16 protein-coding genes are annotated in these 21,088 nt (G+C 65.3%); 11 read left to right on the top strand and 5 right to left on the bottom strand.

Annotation, left to right across the window (positions count from 1 at the left end; translation table 11 throughout):
• Positions 1 to 5 precede the first annotated feature (5 nt).
• From AC07UK_RS15800 to AC07UK_RS15790, 3 genes are read right to left on the bottom strand one after another with little or no spacing between them, the layout of a single operon-like run.
• Positions 6 to 431, bottom strand: coding sequence for a universal stress protein (locus tag AC07UK_RS15800; protein WP_436224882.1), 426 nt, complete (start codon positions 429 to 431; stop codon positions 6 to 8).
• Between the two features lie 11 nt (positions 432 to 442).
• A complete protein-coding gene (locus AC07UK_RS15795) occupies positions 443 to 1,462 on the bottom strand; it encodes a TerC family protein (RefSeq protein ID WP_436224883.1) in 1,020 nt (339 codons plus the stop codon).
• 59 nt (positions 1,463 to 1,521) lie between these two features.
• Positions 1,522 to 4,368 (bottom strand): AMP-binding protein, encoded by a 2,847-nt coding sequence (locus AC07UK_RS15790; protein WP_494688227.1) that lies wholly within the window; start codon positions 4,366 to 4,368, stop codon positions 1,522 to 1,524.
• A 278-nt stretch (positions 4,369 to 4,646) separates the two neighbouring features.
• Here AC07UK_RS15790 and AC07UK_RS15785 point away from each other — a divergent pair, with 278 nt between their 5' ends.
• Together AC07UK_RS15785 and AC07UK_RS15780 are read left to right on the top strand one after the other, a co-directional pair.
• Complete coding sequence (locus AC07UK_RS15785) at positions 4,647 to 5,270, top strand: hypothetical protein (protein ID WP_436224885.1); 624 nt, start codon at positions 4,647 to 4,649, stop codon at positions 5,268 to 5,270.
• Positions 5,246 to 6,349, top strand: coding sequence for a metal-dependent hydrolase (locus tag AC07UK_RS15780; protein WP_436224886.1), 1,104 nt, complete (start codon positions 5,246 to 5,248; stop codon positions 6,347 to 6,349). Before AC07UK_RS15785 ends, AC07UK_RS15780 begins: the two co-directional genes overlap by 25 nt.
• Before the next feature lie 30 nt (positions 6,350 to 6,379).
• On the opposite strand, the gene AC07UK_RS15775 is transcribed toward AC07UK_RS15780, so the two are convergent.
• On the bottom strand, positions 6,380 to 6,784 hold the full coding sequence (locus tag AC07UK_RS15775) for a hypothetical protein (RefSeq protein ID WP_436224887.1): 405 nt from the start codon (positions 6,782 to 6,784) through the stop codon (positions 6,380 to 6,382).
• Positions 6,785 to 8,104: 1,320 nt separating this feature from the next.
• The gene (locus tag AC07UK_RS15770; RefSeq protein ID WP_436224888.1) at positions 8,105 to 8,344 is read right to left on the bottom strand and encodes a hypothetical protein; all 240 of its coding nucleotides are present in this window, start codon (positions 8,342 to 8,344) and stop codon (positions 8,105 to 8,107) included.
• A gap of 355 nt (positions 8,345 to 8,699) precedes the next feature.
• Between AC07UK_RS15770 and mdtD the strand changes: the two genes are divergently transcribed.
• The 9 genes from mdtD to AC07UK_RS15725 all read left to right on the top strand — a co-directional run bounded on the left by mdtD (position 8,700) and on the right by AC07UK_RS15725 (position 21,002).
• Entirely contained in the window at positions 8,700 to 10,085 is a 1,386-nt protein-coding gene (gene mdtD / locus AC07UK_RS15765; RefSeq protein ID WP_494688226.1) for a multidrug transporter subunit MdtD, read from the top strand.
• A 382-nt stretch (positions 10,086 to 10,467) separates the two neighbouring features.
• Positions 10,468 to 11,622, top strand: coding sequence for an IS110 family RNA-guided transposase (locus AC07UK_RS15760; RefSeq protein WP_435384825.1), 1,155 nt, complete (start codon positions 10,468 to 10,470; stop codon positions 11,620 to 11,622).
• 192 nt (positions 11,623 to 11,814) lie between these two features.
• Positions 11,815 to 13,602: an alpha,alpha-trehalase TreF gene (treF, locus tag AC07UK_RS15755; RefSeq protein WP_436224890.1), complete on the top strand. Its 1,788-nt coding sequence runs from the start codon at positions 11,815 to 11,817 to the stop codon at positions 13,600 to 13,602.
• A 747-nt stretch (positions 13,603 to 14,349) separates the two neighbouring features.
• Positions 14,350 to 14,910 carry a fimbrial protein gene (locus AC07UK_RS15750; RefSeq protein WP_436224891.1) on the top strand — a complete coding sequence of 187 codons (561 nt, stop codon included), beginning with the start codon at positions 14,350 to 14,352 and terminating at the stop codon, positions 14,908 to 14,910.
• A 102-nt stretch (positions 14,911 to 15,012) separates the two neighbouring features.
• Complete coding sequence (locus tag AC07UK_RS15745; protein WP_436224892.1) at positions 15,013 to 15,783, top strand: fimbrial chaperone; 771 nt, start codon at positions 15,013 to 15,015, stop codon at positions 15,781 to 15,783.
• 117 nt (positions 15,784 to 15,900) lie between these two features.
• Entirely contained in the window at positions 15,901 to 16,500 is a 600-nt protein-coding gene (locus AC07UK_RS15740; protein WP_436224893.1) for a FimD/PapC N-terminal domain-containing protein, read from the top strand.
• A gap of 970 nt (positions 16,501 to 17,470) precedes the next feature.
• Positions 17,471 to 18,904 (top strand): MocR-like pyridoxine biosynthesis transcription factor PdxR, encoded by a 1,434-nt coding sequence (pdxR, locus tag AC07UK_RS15735; RefSeq protein ID WP_436224895.1) that lies wholly within the window; start codon positions 17,471 to 17,473, stop codon positions 18,902 to 18,904.
• Positions 18,905 to 19,218: 314 nt separating this feature from the next.
• The gene (locus tag AC07UK_RS15730; protein ID WP_436224896.1) at positions 19,219 to 20,208 is read left to right on the top strand and encodes an alpha/beta fold hydrolase; all 990 of its coding nucleotides are present in this window, start codon (positions 19,219 to 19,221) and stop codon (positions 20,206 to 20,208) included.
• A 68-nt stretch (positions 20,209 to 20,276) separates the two neighbouring features.
• On the top strand, positions 20,277 to 21,002 hold the full coding sequence (locus AC07UK_RS15725) for a cysteine hydrolase family protein (protein WP_494688319.1): 726 nt from the start codon (positions 20,277 to 20,279) through the stop codon (positions 21,000 to 21,002).
• The last annotated feature ends 86 nt before the right edge of the window (positions 21,003 to 21,088 follow it).

Genomic DNA, 21,088 nt, shown 5'->3' with positions numbered 1-21,088 from the left:
TGTGGCTAGCTCCTGACCAGCAGCACCGGGCAGTGCGCGTGGGCAAGGACTCGCCTGGCCACTGAGCCGATGATGGCATCCAGGAAGCTGCCGCGGCCGTGCGAACCCATCACGATCAGGCTGGCGCCGATGCTGCCCGCGTACTCGACGATGCGCGCCGGCGCGAAGCCGACGACGCCATGGCACTCGAAAGCGATGCCGGCCTCGCCCAGGATGCTGGCCACGGATTGCATCGCCTTGTCGTTCTGTTCGCGATGCCAGGTATCGAGGGTGTGCCGGTCGATGAAGGTCTTGATGTCGCCAGCCACGTCCGGCTCGCAGTGCATCACGTGCACCACGAAGTCGCGGCTGAACAGGGGATTCTGTATCAGGTAGCGCGCGGCCGCGTCGCTATAGGCCGACCCGTCGGTCGCAAGCAGGATCTTGTTCATGGCATTGCTCCTTATGTGCGCCTGTTCCCCGCCCTGCGCTCGCGCGACGCGCAGTGGCTACGCAGCTCGTCGCCGGCGTGCGCAAGCGTGCGCCGGGCCCTGGCCTGGCTGACCAGGACCGACACCAGCAACGTCATGGCGACGGCGCCGAGAGACCAGTGCACCGGCACATGGAACCACGGCTCGGCCAGCATCTTGGCGCCGATAAAGGCCAGCACGATGGCCAGGCCGTACTTCAGGTGTTGGAAATGCTGCGCCAGGTTGGCCAGCAGGAAGTACAGCGCCCGCAGCCCCATGATGGCGAAGATGTTGGAGGTGAAGACGATGAAGGGGTCGGTGGTGACGGCGAAGATGGCCGGAATGCTGTCGACGGCAAACACCAGGTCGGTCGCCTCGACCAGCAGCACCACCAGGAACATCGGCGTCGCATGGCGCAGGCCGTCCATGCGCACGAAGAAGCGCTCGCCGTGATAGTCCGCGGTGACCCGCATATGCGCGCACAAGAAGCGAACGATGGGATTGCGCGAGAGATCGGGGGCACGCCTGGAGACGAACAGCATCTTGATGCCGGTGAACAGCAGGAACACGCCGAACACATAGAGGATCCACGAGAATTCGCTGATCAGCCACACGCCGGCCAGGATCATGGCGGCACGCATCACGATGGCGCCGACCACGCCGAACAGCAGCACCCTGCGCTGCAACTCCGGCGGCACCGCGAAATAGCCGAAGACCATCGCGAACACAAACATGTTGTCGACCGACAGCGACAGCTCGATCAGGTAGCCGGTATAGAACTCCAGCACCTTGCGGTCCGCGGTCTCGCGGCCGGCGCTCCCGGCCAGCAGCCACCAGAGTGCGATGCCGAAGAGCAGGGCCAGGGTCGACCAGGTCAGGGTCCAGCCCAGCGCTTCACGTGTCGAAACACGGTGCGCGCGCCGGCCGCCGAGGACGAACACGTCCACCACCAGCGTCCCCAGCACCAGGACCAGAAAGCCGGCCCACATCGGGGCGGTGGCAAAGGTATCCATGCCGCTAGTGTCCTGCTCCGTCATCAGATGTCATGGAAAGTTCCTCGCGGCGCAGCGCACTAGGCCCGCCTCCCGTCCCGATGTGTCGTGCGCCGCGCATCCGGCTCGCCGCAGTAATGCAGGATCTCGGCGCGGGCGGTGTTGCGCAGGCGCATGGCGGCGGGCCAGTCTGCGCCGTCCGGCCAGAGCGGGCTGCCGAATACCACGCCGATCGGCCCCCGGCGCGGCAGCCACTGGCCGTCGCGCAGCACCGAGCGGGTGCCGCGGATGGCGACCGGCACCACCGGCGCGCCGGCCCGCGCGGCCGCCAGGAACGCGCCCGAGCGGAAGGCCTGCAGCCCCGGCGCGCGCCCGAAGGTGCCTTCGGGGAAGAACAGCGCCGAATGCCCGGCGCGCACCGCCGCTACCACGCGCTCCACGTCCTCGTGTTCGCGCACGTTATCGAAGCGGTCGATGAAATCGGCGCCGATGCTGGCCAGGTAGGTGCCGGGAATGCGCTGGCCCTGCAGCTCGCGCTTGGCGACCATGCATACCGGCGCGGGCAGCGCCGCCACCAGCACGATGCCGTCCAGGTAGCTGGCGTGGTTCGAGACCAGGATGCAGGGCCGGTCGCGCGGCAGGTGCTCAAGCCCTTGCACGAACCAGGGCACCGCGCCCAGCCTGAGAAACAGCCGGGCAGCGTGGTGGCTGAGCGCCCAGCCCAGTGCCGGCCGGTGCAGCGCAACCGATGCCAGCCAGGTTGCCGGCGCCAGCGCGGCGAACAGGAGCCAGGCATAGAGGGCGTAGGACAGGCCCGCGGCGGTCTGCCGGCCGCGCCGCAGCTCCGGCCGCAGCGCGCGCCAGCCAAAGCGCGCGATCTGCAGCCAGGGCGCTTCCACGCCGCGGCCGGGGCGTCCGTGCTCGAAGCGCTCGCGGCAGGCGGCGCGCCGGATCTTGCCGCTCGATGTCTTCAGGATGCTGTGCGGCGGCACCAGCGCGATATGGTCGGGCGGCATGCCCAGCACGTCGAGGGCGGTCTTCAGCGCCTGCCGGTGCAGCGCGCGGCGCGCCTGCACATCCCTCTCGGCGGTTTCCGCCATCACCACGATGCGTTCGGTGCCGCTCTCCGGATCGGGACTGCCGAACACGGCCACGCAGCCCTTGCGTATGCCCGGGATGGCGCCGACCGCCTGCTCCAGTTCATAGGGATAGATATTGCGGCCGCCGCGCACGATGGTTTCCTTGGCGCGCCCGGTGATATAGACCTCATCGGCGGCGATATAGGCATAGTCGCCGGTGTTCAGCCAGCCGCGGTCGAACAGCTGGCGGGTCTGCACGGGATTGCGGAAATAGCCGCTGGTGGCCGAAGGGCCGCGGAACTGCAGCAGGCCCTCATGCCGCTCACCCAGTTCGCAGCCGGTGGCGTCGACGATGCGGACTTCGTGGCCGGACAGCGGCCGGCCGCAGGACGGGAATTCCAGGGTCTTGCGCTCGCCATTGGGCTCGCGTTCGCCGGCGGGCACGGCCACGGCAGTGCGCGTGAATTCGGCGCGGTCGATGCGGTCGGCGGCCAGCCCGCGGCCCAGCGGCGGAAAGGTCAGGCCCAGCGAGGCCTCGGCCAGCCCGTACACCGGCGCGGCGGCCTGCGGGTGCAGGCCGTAGCGGGCAAAGCGCTCCATGAAGGCGCGCATGGTCTGCAGGCTCACCGGCTCCGCGCCATTGAAGACGAAGCGCCAGCTGGAAAGGTCCAGGCCGGCCAGGTCGGCATTGGCCAGCTTGCGCAGGCACAGCTCGAAGGCAAAGTTGGGCCCGCCCGAGAGCGTGCCGCGGTACTTGTGGATCGCCCAGAGCCAGCGCTCGGGCCGCGCCAGGAAGGCAAGCGGCGACATCACCACCAGCGGGTAGGCGTAGTACAGGCTGCCCAGCCAGGCGCCGATCAGGCCCATGTCGTGATAGAGCGGCAGCCAGCTGACAAAGACGTCCTGCGAGCCGACGGCCAGGGTCTTGCCCATGGCGCGCAGGTTGGCCAGCAGGTTGGCATGGCTGAGCACGACCCCCTTGGGCGAGCCGGTGCTGCCCGAGGTGTATTGCAGCAGGGCGATGTCGTGCGTGCGCAGCATCGGATGGACCGGGGCGCCGCCGCCATCCTCCAGTTCCTGCGGCGTGAGCACGCTATGCAGCGTTCCTGTGCTGGCCTTGAGCAGGGCCGCCAGCGGCCGCGCCTGGGCCACCGTGATCAGGATCGGCGCCTGCGCGTTGGCCAGGATGCCGGCGTGGCGCTGCAGGTGGTCGCCGATCTGCGCCAGCCGCGCCGGCGGGTAGAGCGGTACCGGAATCCCGCCCGCCAGCAGCACGCCGCAGAAGCTGTAGAAGTACTCGGGGCTGGTGGGCAGCATGATGGCCACGGCCGTGCCCGCGCTCACGCCGCGGGACACCAGCCCGGCGGCGATGGCCGCGGCGCGGCGGTGCAGCTGCGCAAAGCTGATCGGCGTGTCTGCGCCGTCGCCGTCATGCAGGATGATGTGGGTGCGCTCCGGGTGGCTGCGCAAGTGCCAGCGCAGCACGTCCGGCAAGGTGGCGGCGCCGTCGGGCGCCTGTGCCGCCGGGGCAGGGCGGGCCTGGCGCAGGTGCGTGTCGCTTGCGCCGGGCGGGAGGTCCTGGGCGGCGAGCAAGGCACGCAGCAGCGCGCGCGGGGTGTCGGCCTGGGCCAGCACCTGCTCTGGCAGGCTGACGCCGAAGCGGTGTTCAAGGCGGGTCAGCAGCTCGGCACGCGTCAGGCTGTCGAAGCCCAGTTCGCCTTCGAGCGTGCTGTCCAGCGCGACCGTCACTTCAGACTCTGCCGGCGGGCGCATGGCCGAAGACATCTCCCGCACGATGCCGAGCAGGGCATCCTCGTAGTTCTGCCTCGGGGGAGAATCCGCTTTCATGCGCGTACGGCCTCTGTCCACGCAACGCCGCGGCCGCTGCCGAATTCTGCCTGGCGCGGCGGCCGTTCCGGATGGCGCCTGGACTGACACCCTAAAGATAGCCCGCGTGCGGAAATTGTCGAGGCAGGTGCCGAACCGGGTACAGGCCGGCAAGCCCCCGACTGCACGCCGATCCGGCAGCATCGTGCACATGGCAAAGAAATCCGCGCTCGCACGCGGGCTGCCTCTCTATGCTGGAAGGTAGAGCGCTGACGCGCATTCCCGAGGATGGCAACGCCATGAACGACGATGCAGCCCTGGCCGGCCGGATCTTGGAGGTCGCCCTGATGCTGGGCGAGCGCAGCGGTTGGGACGCCCTGCACCTGCATGACGTCGCCGACGACATGGGCATCGGCCTGGACCAGATCCATCGGCATTACCGGCAGAAAGACGACCTGGCTGAGGCCTGGTTCGAACGGGCCGACCTTGCGCTCGTGCGCGCTGCCACGCGTGAAGGTTGGGCCGCCCTGTCCCACCGCGAGCGCCTGGAGCAGGCCATCCTCGCCTGGCTCGAGGCGCTGGCCCCGCACCGGCAACTCACCGCCCAGATGCTGCGCTACAAGCTGCAGCCGGAGCACGTGCATCTGCAGGTGCAGGGCCTGCTGCATATCAGCCGCACCGTGCAGTGGCTGCGGGAATCGGCCCGCCTGCCCGAATCCGGCTGGCGCCGCGAAGTGGGGGAGGTCGTGCTGACCGGCATCTTCCTCTCCACCTTCGGCTACTGGCTGCGCGACCGTTCGCCGGATACCGGGCGCACGCAAGCCTGGCTCGAACGGCAACTGGGCTGCGCCGAGCGCCTGGCCTGGCGCCACCCTGGCGACAAGGGGGGCCGGTCGGGATGGACACGATCACGCATGCCTTGATGGGAGCGCAGGCCGCGCTTGCCATCCCCATGGCCGAGGCCCCCGGCCGGCGACTCAGCACGCGCGAGCGCCTGCTGCTGGGCGCTGCCGCCGGTGCCTTTCCGGATATTGATTTCCTGGGCTTCCTGGTCCATCCGCTGCGCTTCCTGGCGCAGTGGCACCAGGGGCCGACCCATTCGCTGCTGTTGCTGCCTGCATGGGGCGCGCTGCTTGCTGGCCTGTTCTGCCTGGTGGCCCGCCGGCGCGAGGCGTGGAGAGAAGCGCTGGCGGTCAGTTGCCTCGGCGTGGCCAGCCATATCGCGCTGGACCTGATCACCGTCTATGGCACCCGCATCTTCTATCCCGGCTCCGAGCGGCGCTTCAGCCTTGGCACCAGCTTCCTGGTCGATCCGTTGCTGAGCGGCATCGTCGTGTCCGGCCTGGTCCTGGCACTGTTCCTGGCGCTGCAGTGGCGCAGTCGGGCCGCCCTGGCGGGGATCGCGCTGCTGTGCGCCTATGTCGGCGCCCAGGCCGTGCTCAGACAACGGGCGCTGGAACTGGGCAACGAATCCTTGCGCGCTGCCGGCATCCAGGCGCAGGGCGTGGACGCGCTGCCCCAGCCGTTTTCTCCGTTCAACTGGAAACTGATCGCCCGCGCGGAGACAGACTACCGCGTCGCCCACGTCAACCTGGCCGGGCATCCGGCCTGGGTGCCGCAATGGCAGGTGCTGGGGCGCCTGCCGGCCATGGCCAGGGCCTACGAGCCGCCCGCGCGCATGGCCTGGACCCAGCGGCCGCGGCTGCCGGAGGCGCCGGCTGAGCAGGCGCTGGCATGGCAGCTCTGGGTGCGGCCGGACTTTGCCGATTTCAGGCAATTCGCGGTCTATCCGGCCTTGTCCGCCATCACGGCGATGCGGGCATCGCCATCCGAGCCGCCGGGCGAAACGGTCGCCTGCGTCTGGTTCACCGACCTGCGTTATGACCTGCCCGCGCTGGAAGACACCTTCCGCTATGGCTATTGCCGCGACAGTGCGCAGGCACCGTGGCGGCTGTACCGGCTTGCCTATTTCAGCCAGGACCAGCGCCAGCGCCTCGACTAGCATGACAGCGAAGCTTCTGTCGGAAAGCGGTCATTGACGCTGACTTACCGTGACCGGGACGATTTTTTCCAGTTGGTCCAGCAACAGCTCCTTTTGCTGGGCCGGCAGCTTGACCAGACTGGGATACATGTTAATCAATGCCAGCCGTTGCGAAGACGATTTGGATGGCAGCAGCATCAGCAACCCCGCCTTCTCACGGTCGGACAGCGATGACAGCTGCGGTAGCGCGCTGAGTTGCACCATGCTGGCGGACCCGGCCGAAGGCACGGCAGCTTCGTCCGTCACGGCCGACGGTGCCGATTTTGCCCCTCCTGGCGACGTGCTTTGCGCGGCCAATGGGCCCGGTCCCGACGAAGCTTGCTGCGGGGCTGTCATTGATGCGGGGCCGGGATCCCCTCCGCCGCATCCGGCAAGCAGCAGACTGAACAGCAGCATCCACCGAGCATGCAAACAATGGCGCGGTGCATGCCACCCGTGGCAATTAAGGTGAACGTGTTGTTGCATGGTCAATCATCCGATGATTCAGGAAAAAGGGGGCGTGGCACCGCATGAAATGCTGGTACCAGCCGCCACCGGTTGCAGGCGTGCCAGCGGATGCTGGCACGCCTGTCCCTATGGCTCAGGACGCCCTCGCGTTTCAGTCGAATGTGCCGAAGCCTGTGCTAAGTCAATCAAGGACCCACGATGCTGATATAAGGCTGGGTGAAGCCCGCGAAGGTGACCGTGTACACGAAACCCGTAAGGGTCGGGCCCGCGATCAGCTGCTTGGACCAGTTCCCGTTGGGGCAGGTGGCCGCGCTCAGTAACTCCTGGGTGGTCGGCGCCGTCGTACTGAGCGGCGGTACTGCCAGCTGCCCGTTCCTGGAAGGTCTCAGGGTCCCCGAGGAAGTAGCTTCCGTGGACTTCGTCTTCACCTCGACGATCTGGCCGCCATGGTTTGTGCACTGCACGGTGCCTGAGTAAGTCGCTGACAGAATCGCTGTCGCATTAGTCTTGCCGACCCCCCCCGATGGTGGTCCCGGTACAGCTGACATCCTGGCTGGAATCTACGGTGCATTGCGGCTCGGCAGAGCCGTTTGCATAATGTGCTCCGCTGGGCCCATTGGCGGGAAATGTTTCCGCCCAGGCTGCGGGAGCGACCAGCACCGCAGCCAATGTAACTAAAGCTAGATTCCTCATATTTTTCTCCAAGGATCTAATGAGCCCCCAGATGAGAAAAATTGGCTTGCTGTTTACTTTCTTCTTCGCCCCGCAGTAGTCAGCAGATCCTTAAAGCTATGATGGTTACCTCCTCGCTTCGCATTAAGAATATGCGCTTCAGCATTGCTGCAACATTTACATTTTGGTCTGTTATGACTTTCTCGAAAGTATAGTTAAAGCAAGACCGCGAACTGGCGAACTGGAAATTTCTTTTGTTCGGTGGCAGTTGTGCGATGTAACGACAAAGCGTCCTGCGATTTCAGCGTGCGCTCCAGACTCGTCGAAGCGGAAGGGCGCGGACCTTGTGGCCTGCTGCGTGATGAAGATCACGCGTCCCGGCGCCGCGCCGCCGCAGAGAGGCACCCGCTGATCACGTCTCAATAGGCAAGTAATTGCCCTATTCGCCGTTGAAACACACTTAATGGTGCGATGGTTTAGATACTCTGGCGGATGCCGATTCAACGACCATCATTCAGCATGGAATGCGCGGGGCTGCTGTTTTGCCTCGCATTTAAGGCTCTCGGGGAACCCCCCGGTCCCCGGGGGCTCTTTTTTTTACTGGATGCCCGACATCAGTGAATGATGCATTGGCATATTCTGTTTCCGCCAAGTTTCAAGTGAAACAGTGTCGAAGTCACGCGCTGATGCTTCGCGCTGACGGTGAGTAGTCGCAAAGCGCGCGCCGGGTTTGCGCGCTAGTACGCAGCCAACGCCGTTCAGCCCTTGGGCGGGATGATGGTCTTCGACGCCCGAAAGTTTGGGGGCGATCATGTATTGGAAGGCGCGCATCATCATTAAGCGCGCGAGCGTTTCCCGATTCGCGTTAGAAGCCGGGAAGCTGCCCTGATAGGGGTTTCACCCTCGCTGATCCGCATCTCGGTTTTCCGCGCCCCAATCGCGCGGCCTTCTCGCTGTGGAAAGTAGCGCTGATGCGCTGTCCCTTCATGCGAAGCAGGGCACGAACCATGTGCCCCCGTTGCCCGAAATCAGCCACTTTGGTGCACGCCCATATGTGTGCTTTTTGAGGCGGATATACTAGCTCCGCAGTGCCCCAAAGCGTCGGTTTGGGGCACATTCGTTTTCCACCTACCCACACTGAAACCCCATGTTTCCCAGCCGTTTTCGTACTGATAACCGAGATTCCAATATCATGCTGTGGGTGGTAGCGGTCGGCTTCTTCATGCAGACGCTGGACTCGACCATCGTCAACACCGCGCTGCCGTCGATGGCGCACAGCCTGGGCGAGAGTCCGCTGCGGATGCAGTCGGTGGTGATTGCCTACTCGCTGACCATGGCGGTGATCATCCCGGCCTCAGGCTGGCTGGCTGACCGTTTCGGCACCCGCACCATCTTCCAGACCGCCATCGGGCTGTTTGTGGCGGGCTCGCTGCTGTGCGCCTATGCGCCGACGCTGAACTTCCTGATCGGCGCGCGCGTGGTGCAGGGCGTGGGCGGGGCCATGCTGCTGCCGGTGGGGCGGCTCTCGGTGCTGCGCACCTTCCCGCGCGAGCAGTACCTGCAGGCGCTGAGCTTCGTCGCCATCCCCGGCATGATCGGCCCGCTGATCGGGCCGACGCTGGGCGGCTGGCTGACGCAGGTGCTGTCGTGGCACTGGATCTTCCTGATCAACGTGCCGGTCGGCCTGCCGGGCGCACTGGCCACGGTGCGCTATATGCCCAACGCGCGGCTGACCGGCATCGGGTCCTTTGACATCGCCGGCTACCTGCTGCTGGCCATCGCCATGCTGGCGCTGTCATTCTCGCTCGACGGGCTGGCCGGGCTGGGCTTCCAGCACGCCACCGTGCTGATGCTGCTGATCGCCAGCATGGCCGCGCTGACTGCCTACGGGCTGCACGCCAACCGGCGCAAGCAGCCGCTGTTCCCGCTGCGGCTGTTCCGCATCCACAGCTTCAGCGTAGGGCTGCTGGGCAACCTGTTCGCACGGATCGGCAACGGCTCGATGCCGTTCCTGATTCCGCTGACGCTGCAGGTCAGCCTGGGATATTCGCCGTTCAATGCGGGCCTGATGATGCTGCCCGTCACCGCGGCCGGCATGGCCTCCAAGCGCCTGGCCACGCGCCTGATCCAGCGCTACGGCTACCGCCACGTGCTGGTGGCCAATACCTTCGTGGTGGGGCTGGTGATGGCAGCCTTTGCGCTGATCACGCCGCAGCTGCCGCTGTGGCTGCTGGTTCCGCTGCTGGCGTTGTTCGGCATGGTCAATTCGATCCAGTTCACGGCAATGAACACGGTCACGCTGAAGGACCTGAGCGGGGCCGGCGCCAGCAGCGGCAACAGCATGTTGTCGATGGTGCAGATGCTGTCGATGAGCCTGGCGGTGACCTCGGCGGGCGCCTTGCTGGCGACCTTCCAGCACCGCTTTGGCGGCGATACCGCGGCGGTGCTGCCAGCGTTTCATGCCACCTTTGTCTGCATGGGGCTGATCACGTGCGCGTCGGCCTGGATCTTCATGCAGCTGGGCGTGCGGGAGGCTGCGCCGGTGATACCGGTGCAGCATGGCGAAAAGGAGGTGTGAACGCCTGCGTGACACATGGGCCGCTTTAGAACCCATTTCATAATGAAGAAGGGGACGCGTTCAAGCCAGGCGCGGCGCAGGCTAGGCGCGCCCGCCGGCCTTGGTCATTCCAAGGTCAAGGCCCGTAACAACGCATGCGCCGCGCCTGGCTTGAACCCGAAGGGAAGGCTGCTGCCGGGCCGCATGGCGTTGTTGCGGCCCCCTTGCGTGGAATAACCACGCGGCGTCGGCCACGCCTAGCCCTGCGGCCCGGCAGCAGCCTTCGCGCCCCTTCTTCATTATGAAATGGGTTCTTAGATCCTATGTAGCGTGAGAGTGAGAGTCGTCAAGGTCTGAGTCGTAAGATTGACGTGAGCCAAGGCTTGCTCAATGGAGGGGCATCATGGACGCAATTCACGTTACCGAACCGCATGCTGAAGACGTCATACTGGCGGTGTCGCTCGAACTGGCCATTGGGAAGTGGAAGGTGGCGCTGCACGATGGCCAGCGGGAGCGGCCGGCCGTGCACACGGTCGCGCAGCCCCAGGCCGCCGCTCGCCTGCAGGCCGTGCTTGACGTGATCGAACAGCAGAAGCTGAAGTGGTCGCTACCCGCCTGCGTGCGCATCGTCGTCTGCTACGAAGCTGGCCAAGACGCGTTCTGGATCTGTCGTGCGCTAATTGCGCGCGGCATCGAGTGCTACGTCATCGATCCGGCCAGCATTCCGGTCGAACGCCACAAGCGGCGCGCGAAGACCGACCGGCTCGACGCCATCAAGCTGGTGATCAATCTCCGTGCGTGGCTGCGCGGCGAGCGCGACCGCATGCATATGGTGCACGTACCTTCACCACAGGACGAGGCGTCACGCCAGCTGATGCGCGATCGCGGTCAACTGCAAAAGGAAGTGCTGCAGCACCGCGACCGGATGCGCAAACTGCTGGCCACGCTCGGCTGTTGGGATGAGGTGGACCACCGCGCCTTCGCCGGCCGGCTCGCCCGCGACGAGGTGCGGTGTCATGACGGCACGCCGCTGCCGCTCGAGCTGCGTGAGCGGCTGCTGCGCGAGTGCGAACGCCTCGCGCTGGCGCAGCAGCAACTCACCGCGCTTGAGAAGGCGCGACAGGCGAGCGTGCCAGCGCCTGCGCGCAAGCGAAGCGATGACCTGGCGCGCCTGAAGGGCATTGGCGAAGTTGGCGCGTCGCGCCTCGCGCTCGAGCTGTTCTGGCGGGAGTTCAGCAATCGGCGTCAGGTGGCCGCCTGCGTCGGGCTGGTGCCGCAGCCCTATGACAGCGGCGAGAGCCAGGTCGACCAGGGGATCAGCAAACAGGGCAACCGGCGAGTGCGCGCGCTGCTGATCGAGATGGCGTGGACCTGGCTGCGCTACCAACCCGACAGTGCACTGACACAGTGGTTCAACCAGCGCACGCAGGGCACGGGGCCGAACCGCCGCGCGCGGCGCATCGCCATCGTCGCTGTCGCACGGCGACTGGCGATTGCACTATGGCGCTACCTGAAAGACGGCGTGATTCCTGATGGAGCACAGATGAAACCAGTTTGAGACGTATTGCACGATAGTGATGCCACGACAGTCGAAGATCACTTGTTGTTCCCATGGTTGAAGTGGACATACCCGTCCGCCCCCTTGGTTGCCAACGCAACCGATTCTTAGAAGGGGGCGGTCGCGAACTTACCCGGCACTTCGCGGCTCCTATCCACATGAGCCGGCAGCGCCCGGTGCAAGGAGGCATCCATGCAGCCGACAGGCAAGCCCGGGTCCGAACCCGCCATCCCGCCGTCGCCAGGCCCCGCTGCCGGCGGCAGCACGGTGCCGCGCACGGCCCCGGCCACCCCTGACGGCGCCGGCGCGGTGCCGGGGCCAGTGGCGGCGCCCGGCAAGGTCCATGCGGCGGCGCGGCCAGCGCTGGTCACGCACCGGGACTGCCCGCCGCCGCACACGTTGCCCGGCTGCGCCTGCGCCGACATGCTGTCGCCCGCGGCGCGCTACTGCGAACTGTTCGTCGATGTCCAGCACAGCGGCCTGTTTGCCGACAGCAAGACCTTCCCTGACTGCATTCCCAACTGCGACCCGGACCTGATCGTGGCGCGCTACCGCGAAACGCGCGACACGCCGGGCTTCTCGCTGGCCGATTTCGTGCAGGCGCATTTCACGCGCGCCATCGTGCCGGAGAGCCACTACGTGTCAGAACCGGCCAGCACCCTGCGCGAACATATCGATGGCCTGTGGCCGGTGCTGACGCGCGAGCCCGTGGCCCATCCGCCGCTGTCGTCGCTGCTGCCGCTGCCGCACCGCTACGTGGTGCCGGGTGGGCGCTTCGGCGAGCTGTATTACTGGGATTCCTACTTCACCATGGAGGGCCTGGCCGGCAGCGGGTGCGGCGAGCTGATGGTGGAGATGGCGCGGAACTTTGCCTACCTGATCGACACGTATGGCCTGGTGCCGAACGGCACGCGCAACTACTACCTGAGCCGCTCGCAGCCGCCGGTGTTTGCGCTGATGGTGGACCTGCTCGAGCGCGAGCAGTTAGCCAGCGCCATCGACTTCCTGCCGCAGCTGCGCCGCGAATACGCCTTCTGGATGGACGGTGCCGACTGCGTGCGGCCCGGCCACGCGCACCGGCGGGTGGTCTGCCTGCCCGACGGCGCGGTGCTGAACCGCTACTGGGACGACCGCCCGTGGCCGCGCGAGGAAGCCTTCCTGGAGGACATGGAGACCGCGATGCGCAGCGGCCGGCCGCATCACCTGGTGTTCCGCGACCTGCGCGCCGCGGCGGAATCGGGGTGGGACTTCAGTTCACGCTGGCTCGATTCGCCATCCACGCCGCCCGGCCAGACCGCGGACCTTGCCACCATCCGGACCACGGCAATGTTGCCGGTCGACCTCAACGCACTGCTCTGGCACCTGGAAACGCGCCTCGCCGCGCTGTGCGAGCAGGCCGGCGATGCCGCGGCAGAGGCTTACCGCGCGGCAGCGCAGCGGCGCGAGGCAGCCATCCTGCAATACATGTGGGACGACCCAGCGGGCGCCTTTGTCGACTACGACTGGTGCCGCGGCGCGCCGCGGCTGTGCCTGACCGCGGCAACGGTGATGCCGCTCTATCTCGGTCTTGCGCGGCCGCCGCAGGCGCAAGCCGTGGCGCAGGCGGTGAAGGACCGGCTGCTGGTCGACGGCGGGCTGGCCACCACGGAATGCGCCTCTGGCCAGCAATGGGACCAGCCCAACGGCTGGGCGCCGCTGCAATGGCTGGCCGTGCGCGGGCTGGCACGCTATGGTCACGACGACCTGGCGCGTGAGATCGCGCAGCGCTGGCTGGCGACCGTGGCCAGTCTCTACATCCATGAATGCAAGCTGGTGGAGAAATACCGCATCCGGAATATCGGCGGGCGGGCCTTGGGCGGGGGTGGGGGCGAGTATCCGTTGCAGGATGGCTTTGGTTGGACCAATGCGATTGCGGGCGCGTTGATGGCTCTCTATGGAGAGGTGCCGGCAACGTGCCGGGCGGATGATGTGGCGAGCTGAGGTGGGCTCACTGCACGTCCCGCTCGCTTATCGGCGGGGGGATTTGGTATTGCTGCCAATGCGGTCGGTTGTCGCTCTTGACTAGCGTGGGCTGTTTCGCCGGCGTAGCCGGCGAGTCACTTTCTGTCCGAGCGACAGAAAGTAACCAAAGAACGCGTCGCCTATGCGGCTGGCAATCAATTCCACGGGCGTTGGTGGTTCGCACGGTGGTGCTTGCCGTTTGGGCGTGGTTGCCCGTTTGACCCTGCTACGCCATGTGAGTGTGGAACAGTGCCTCCGATAACCCACTATTGAACGATCCCCATGCAGGGCGTAGGCCGCCTGCTGCAAACGGCATCGCGGGGACGCCTACGGCTGCTGCGCAGGCCCGAAGTGGCGCGTACCCGTTGGCCAGATGCCGTGCTTCAAGGTGGCTGTGATGATGCAGATCAATCCGGCGCCTGTCTTCTCACCGTCCAAGCTCGTCGCAGGCACATCTGCCCTGCGCCGGCAAGTCAGACTTACGCGTCATGACGCATAAAACCACGGCGACGCCGCTTCGCAGCAAGGGAAAAAATTCCGAGCAAGATCTAAGGCTTGCCTGATTGGTGGCATTAAGTGCCATACATATAGTTCAGCTGTCCCCGGGGCAACCGGCAACCGGCAGCTGCGACACAAATCTGGCGGTTCAATGGCGGCACGGGGCAGGGCGGGATCCGTCGGGATCCGAAAGCCATCAACCTATCCACTTATTTGAATCACCCCATCATGACCCATACCAAGCTCCTCGCTGCTCTGATCGTCGCCGGTACCGCCATGGGCGCGCAGTTTGCACACGCTGCCACCAATGCCGACGGCCAGATCACCTTCAACGGCCAGATCACCGCCCAGACCTGCACGATCAACGGCAACGGCACGGGCAGCAAGAACTTTACCGTGACGCTGCCGACCGTTTCGGCCTCCACCCTGGCCCAGGCTGGTGACACCGCTGGCCAGACGGCGTTCTTTATCGCCCTGACCAACTGCACGCCGAACTCAGGCAACGTGCATACCTTCTTCGAGGCTGGCCCGACCACCGACAGCACCACCGGTAACCTGATCGTGGACGCCGGCGGCGCCAGCAACGTGCAGATCCGCCTGCTGAACGGCGGCAGCGGTCCCGCCAACCCCATCAAGGCCGGCTTTACCGACGCTGCGCAGAACTCCACCGTCTACCCCATCAACAGCGGCTCGGCCACGCTGCCGTACTACGCACAGTACTACGCAACTGGCGCAGCAACGGCCGGTGCCGCCAACTCGACCGTGATGTACTCGATCTCCTACGAGTAAGCCGTAGTACCCCCGGGCGCGGAGCGTGTTACCGGCGCGCTCCGCGCTTTCCGAACATTGAAGTGTGTGCCGCTTCACCCGGTCAAGTCCGCCGCAACCAACATGAAAACGTCCATCAAGTCCCTGATTTCCGCCGGCGTGATTGCGCTGGGGCTCATGAGCGCGCTGCACGCGCAAGCTTCCGTGGTCATAGCGGGGACGCGGGTCATCTACAACGCAAAAGACTCCGAGACCACGATCAAGCTGACCAACGAAGGCCAGTCGCCGGCGTTGACGCAGGCGTGGATCGACAAGGGCGACCCGAAGGCTGCCCCATCATCCATCGAAGTACCGTTCACCGTGACGCCGCCGGTGTCGCGCATCGACCCGAAAAAGGGCCAGACGCTGCGCATCCTCTACACCGGCGAGCCACTGCCGCAGGACCGCGAATCCGTGTTCTGGCTCAATGTGCTGGAGATTCCGCCAAAGCCCACCGCCGAAGAAGCCGATGTCAACAAGCTGCAGCTGGCTTTCCGCTCGCGCATCAAGCTGTTCTTCCGCCCCGCGGGCCTGAAGGGCAACGCCGACGACGCCCCCGGCAGCATCCGCTGGCGCGTTACCCAGGCAGGCGGCAAGCCGGCACTTGAAGCGAGCAACCCCAGCAAGTATCACGTTTCTTTCGCCAGGCTTGAACTGGTTGGCGGTGGCAAGACCGCGAAGTTTGAAGAAGGCGGCATGGTCGGCCCGGGCGAAACCAGGGCGTTCCCGCTGACCGGCGATGTTGCGCAAGGCACCGAGGCCAAGGTTCGCTACCACGCCATCAATGACTACGGCGGCGCCGTAAGCGGCGAAGCCGCACTGGGCAGCAGCGCCGCCCAGGCCGCTTCGCGCTGACCACACGCCGGGCCGCGCCCGGCGTATTTCCAGGCTGATTTCTCCGATTGACGATGCCGCAACAAGCGGCAGGGGGCAAGTCTTGCCCGCGCATGGCCAGATATCCGGCATAAACCCATGAAAACCCAGAAGACCTCTTCCTTCCCGTCCCGGCTGCGTCCGGCCAGTGCGGTGGTATTGTCCTTGTTCGCCGGCGTTGGTGCGTGGGCCGCGCCCGGTGGTACCGGCGCGCCGAAGCTGGTGGCGGAAGTGGAATTCAACGACACCTTCCTGCAGCAGCCCGGCGGCAGCCGCATCGATGTGAGCCGCTTCAACAAGGGCAACGTGGCCTTGCCGGGCAACTATCGCGCAGAACTGTACGTCAACGAAGTCTGGTTGGGCCGTGCCGAAGTGACGATGCGCCAGGTGGGCGAAGACAGCCGCAACGTGCAGCCGTGCTTTGACCGTGCCGCGGTCGAGCGCATGGGCGTGGACCTGGCCAGGTTGTCACCGCAGGCATCGGGGATCAGGTCGGGCTGCGTATCGCTGCCCGACCTGATCCCCGATGCGCACGGTATTGTTCGAGAAGCAGTTGCCGTACCGTTCGAACGATATGATGATCCTCGGTTCAATGGGGCCGGATGGCCTTGTTCCGGCCGAGCACTACCATCCGCCCTATGTCCGACTGCGGTTGCTGGCAGGCCGGGAAGTGGGGCGGGAATTTGTCAGCGGCTATAGCGGGCGCACTTCGGTGGAGACCGAAGGCTTTGATCCCTGCGCGGTCCCGTTGCTTGTGGACTACAAGGCTGGCCGTGTCATTGCCGATTCCAGGCGGATCTGCTGCTATCTCGATGCGGTGTCGCGCGATCCCATTCATCTCGTGCCGGAAGATGCCGATGCGCGTGCCCGGGTGATGCAACAGGTGAGCATCGTTGATCAGCTCCCGAACGGCACCTTGCTCTATGGCTTTCATCCCGATGCCGACCTGCGGCCTGAAGCGCTCAAGACGGCCATGGAAACGGTCTACGACTACAAGATCCAGGCACTCGAAGCCATGATTGACGCCAATGCCGACGATGCGGAGCTGGTTGCGGCCTATCGCGCGAAGATCGCGAAGGAGCGGGGCGGCAAGTCGGTCTGCCGCGATGCGGCATTTCAGCGCGCCGCACGTCAGCACGTCGCGGGCCTCTTGACGGACCTCGACCATGCGCTTGGTCCGTCGTCACCGTACCTCAGGGGGGAATCATTCTCGCTTGGCGATGTGCTGTGGGGTGTCAACCTGGTCCGGATGGCCTATCTGGGGCTTGCGTCGATGTGGGAAAACCTGCCCAACGTCGAGCGATATGTGGATGCGCTGGCCAAGCGTCCATCCCTGTGCAAAGAAGCGGTCCGGGCTACCGTCGATTCCATGCCGCCTTCGCGCTATATGCATGTCATTGCCGGCTGCGGGGAGGCGGTGCCGGTGTAGTCCTCCAGCCCGATGGCACCGGCCAATGCCGGTGCCTGTGGCAGAAGGGGAATGGGCGGAGACTCTGAATCTCCCCATTTGCTTTCTCAGGCTCTCACGGGCCGGATCCGGCAGATGCGCGCCCTGGGGTATGATCCGAGGTCAAGATCACACCCACATCCGATCCGTTGCCACCGCCGGCAATGATTCGCGTTCCCATGCATCGGCGTTGCGGCACTGCCCGGATACGTCTGCCAGGCTATGACGAAGTCACCGGCTCAGGACCCATCCAATGCTGCGCCGCTGCATGAGCAGATCTACGCACGGATTCGTGCCTCGATCCAGCAAGGGCAACTGAAACCCGGGCAGCGGGTGCCATCCTTGCGTGCCTTTGCGGGCGAGCTCGGCGTGGCGCGCGGGACCGTTCAGGTCGCCTATGAGCGGCTCCTGGGCGAAGGTTACCTGATCGCCAGAGGCCCTGCGGGGACGTTCGTTTCCGAGCAAATTGCGCCATCGCGCCCCCACCGCGTGGCCGCAGCGGCTGGGTCCAGCCGCACGCCACCGAACCAGGAACTTACCGAGTTTTCGCTCGAAACGGAGGGTGGAATCCCCGTGCCGTTGCAACTGGGGCTTCCCGCGCTGGATGAGTTCCCGCGAAAACTATGGACGAGGTTGATGGCGCGGCAAATACGCAGCGCCGGCTCGCTGACCAGGCCGGCGTCAGCCGGATTCGGCCCGCTGCGAGAAGCGTTGGCCGCTTACCTGCAGCGCTCACGGGGCATCGACGCCCAGCCGCACCAGGTGTTCATCGTGCCGGCATATACGGCCAGCCTTGCGCTGATTGTGGATGCGCTCAGGCTGGCGGGCGAAAGCGCCTGGGTTGAGGATCCCAGCTATCCTCCGACAGCCCAGTCACTGAGGCGCCTGAACCTGCAGGTCCGGAATGTGCCAGTGGATGATCACGGCCTCGACGTCGAATTTGGGCGCCAGCATTTTCCAGGGGCGCGCCTGGCCGTAGTGACGCCATCGCACCAGAGCCCGACTGGCGTGGCACTGACACTGCAACGTCGCGTCGAACTGCTCGACTGGGCCGGTGAGCGGGGCGCATGGATCATCGAGGACGACTACGACGGCGAGTTTCGTTACCGCGGCCACCCGTTGCCGGCCTTGAAGAGCCTGGACACATGCGACCGGGTGATTTATTGCGGCACGCTTAGCAAGGTGCTGTACCCGGGGCTACGGCTCGCTTACGTGGTCGTGCCACAAAGTCTGGTACCGACCATGGATCTGGCCTGCAGGCGCACGGTGCATGGCGGCTGCCCCGAACTCTTGCAAGCCGTGGCGGCGGAGTTTATTGCGCATGGGCACTTCGCCCGGCACATCAAACGCATGCGCACGCTTTACGCGCGACGACGCGCAATGCTGGCCGAGGCGCTGGCTCCATACAAAACGGACGGCTTCACTGTTTGCCTGCAGGATGGCGGCATGCACCTTCTGGTCGACGTCAGGGACGATCTTGACGATCTGGCGATGGCCCGTCGTGCGCGCAAGGCAGGATTCGCCGTCCATTCGCTGACCGCCTGGCGGCGGGGCGCGCCAGGGCGGCGTGGCTTGATGATGGGCTTTACCAATCTGCGCAGTCAGGCTGAAGCCGATCGCCTGGTTACTGAGCTGATGCGCGCGCTCAAAGCATAGACGTTCGTCACGGGACGCTTGACCGTTGATTCCGCGCGGCTCGCGTCCATCATTATCGAAGCCTGGGAAGGGGCGGTTCAGCGCAGCAAGGTCGAGCGCAATGGCGACGCCTGCCGACGCGCTACCAACCATCGGTCATACCGCCCCATGTCGATGGCCCAGTCGAAAACAATAAACATGTGCCTGTTGACTGAGTCGTCGTCCATTTACATTGAAGCCTGCACAAGCCAGCACGCATCGGCACCATGACCAGGAACCTGATGCCCAGACATATTCAAGGCAACGCGCGCACGCGTTAATAAAGGAGTCTCACCATGTCTTCAGATCGCAGCCTCGATCAAGGCCTATCGCGACGTAACCTGCTGTTGGGCGGCGCGGCCGCAGCCAGCGCGCTGGTGGCTTCCGGCTTGCCCGGACCTGCGGCGGCGGCACCGTCGGCAGAAAAGGTGAATACCGCGAAGGCAAGCGGCAAGGCTTCAGGCAGCTACATCACGGCAAAGGACGGCACCCAGCTCTATTTCAAGGACTGGGGCGCCGGTCGCCCCGTTGTATTCAGTCATGGCTGGCCACTGAGCTCGGACAGTTGGGAATCCCAGATGATCCTCGTTGCTTCGCAAGGGTACCGTGCCGTTGCACATGACCGTCGTGGCCACGGCCGTTCAAGCCAGCCATGGAATGGCAATGAGATGAACACCTATGCCGACGATCTGGCCACGGTGTTCGAGACGCTCGACCTGCGGGACGCTATCCTGGTGGGCTTCTCCACGGGTGGTGGCGAGGTGGCCCGATACATCGGCCGGCACGGTACGCGACGCGTTTCAAAGGTGGTGCTGGTTTCAGCCGTACCGCCTTTGATGGTGAAGACCGCCGCCAATCCGCGCGGACTGCCAATCGAAGTATTCGACGGCCTGCGTGCCGCTCAACTTGCCAATCGGTCCCAGTTCTACAAGGACGTGCCGGCGGGGCCGTTCTATGGCTTCAACCGACCCGGTGCAAAGCCGTCGCAGGGGTTGATCGACGCATGGTGGGCGCAGGGCATGCAGGGTGGACACAAGAGTACGTACGACTCGATCAAGGCATTCTCTGAGACCGATTTCACCGAGGATCTCAGGAAGATCGATGTGCCGACCCTGATCATCCACGGCGACGACGATCAGATCGTGCCGATCGACGCCGCTGGACGCGCATCGGCAAAGCTCGTCAGGAACGCGAAGCTGATCGTCTACCCCGGTGCGCCGCATGGGCTCACCGACACCCACAAGGACCGGTTCAACGCCGACCTGTTGGCATTCATCCGTAGTTGAAACGACGCCGCATCTGCCGGGCCCCACGAAGGCGCCGGCAGACCGGCTCACCATAAGAGGTACTTCCCATGTGCAACCACCATGGACCCTATGCAGACCCCGTTGATCCGGCTCTGCCGAAGTCCGGCATTACGCTGGACCTGCCACGCACCGCGCTCGTCGTGATTGACCCGCAGATCGACTTCATGAGCCCCGAAGGCCGCAGCTGGGGCGTGGTCGGAGAAAGCGTGACGGAGCAGGACCTCGTGGCCAACCTGGTCCGTCTGTTCGAGGCAGCAAAACAGGCGGGCATCACGGTCGCCATCTCTCCCCACTATTACTTTCCCCATGATCACACATGGAAAGTGCAGGGCCCCGCCGAAATGTTCCAGCATGCCATCGGCATGTTCGACCGTCCGGGCGCGCTGAACCTGGACGGATTCCGTGACTCGGGCGCGGACTTCATGCCGGAACTCAAGCCGTATATCGAGGATGGCAAGACCATCATCTGCTCCACGCACAAGCTGTACGGCCCGCAGGCCAACGACCTTGTCCTGCAGTTGCGCAAGCAGCGCGTCGACCAGGTGATCCTTGCGGGCATGGCCGCCAATCTGTGCGTCGAATCCCATCTGCGTGATCTGCTGGAGCAAGGTTTCGAAGTTGCTGTCGTGCGCGACGCCGTAGCAGGGCCGAAGCTACCCGAAGGGGATGGGTATCACGCGGCACTGGTCAACTTCCGCTTCATCGCAAACGCGCTGTGGGATACCAACGAAACCGTGTGGCGGTTGGCAGGAAAGGTTGGAGCAGTCGCGTAGCGACCTGTCGTGGGGGGGGGGGGGGGGGGGGGGGGGGGGGGGGGGGGGGGGGGGGGGGGGGGGGGGGGGGGGGGGGGGGGGGGGGG

It is taken from the genome of Cupriavidus sp. GW821-FHT07C08 (assembly GCF_059419025.1).
Note: the sequence above shows the minus strand (reverse complement) of the source record. Positions and strands in the feature narration are given on the sequence as shown.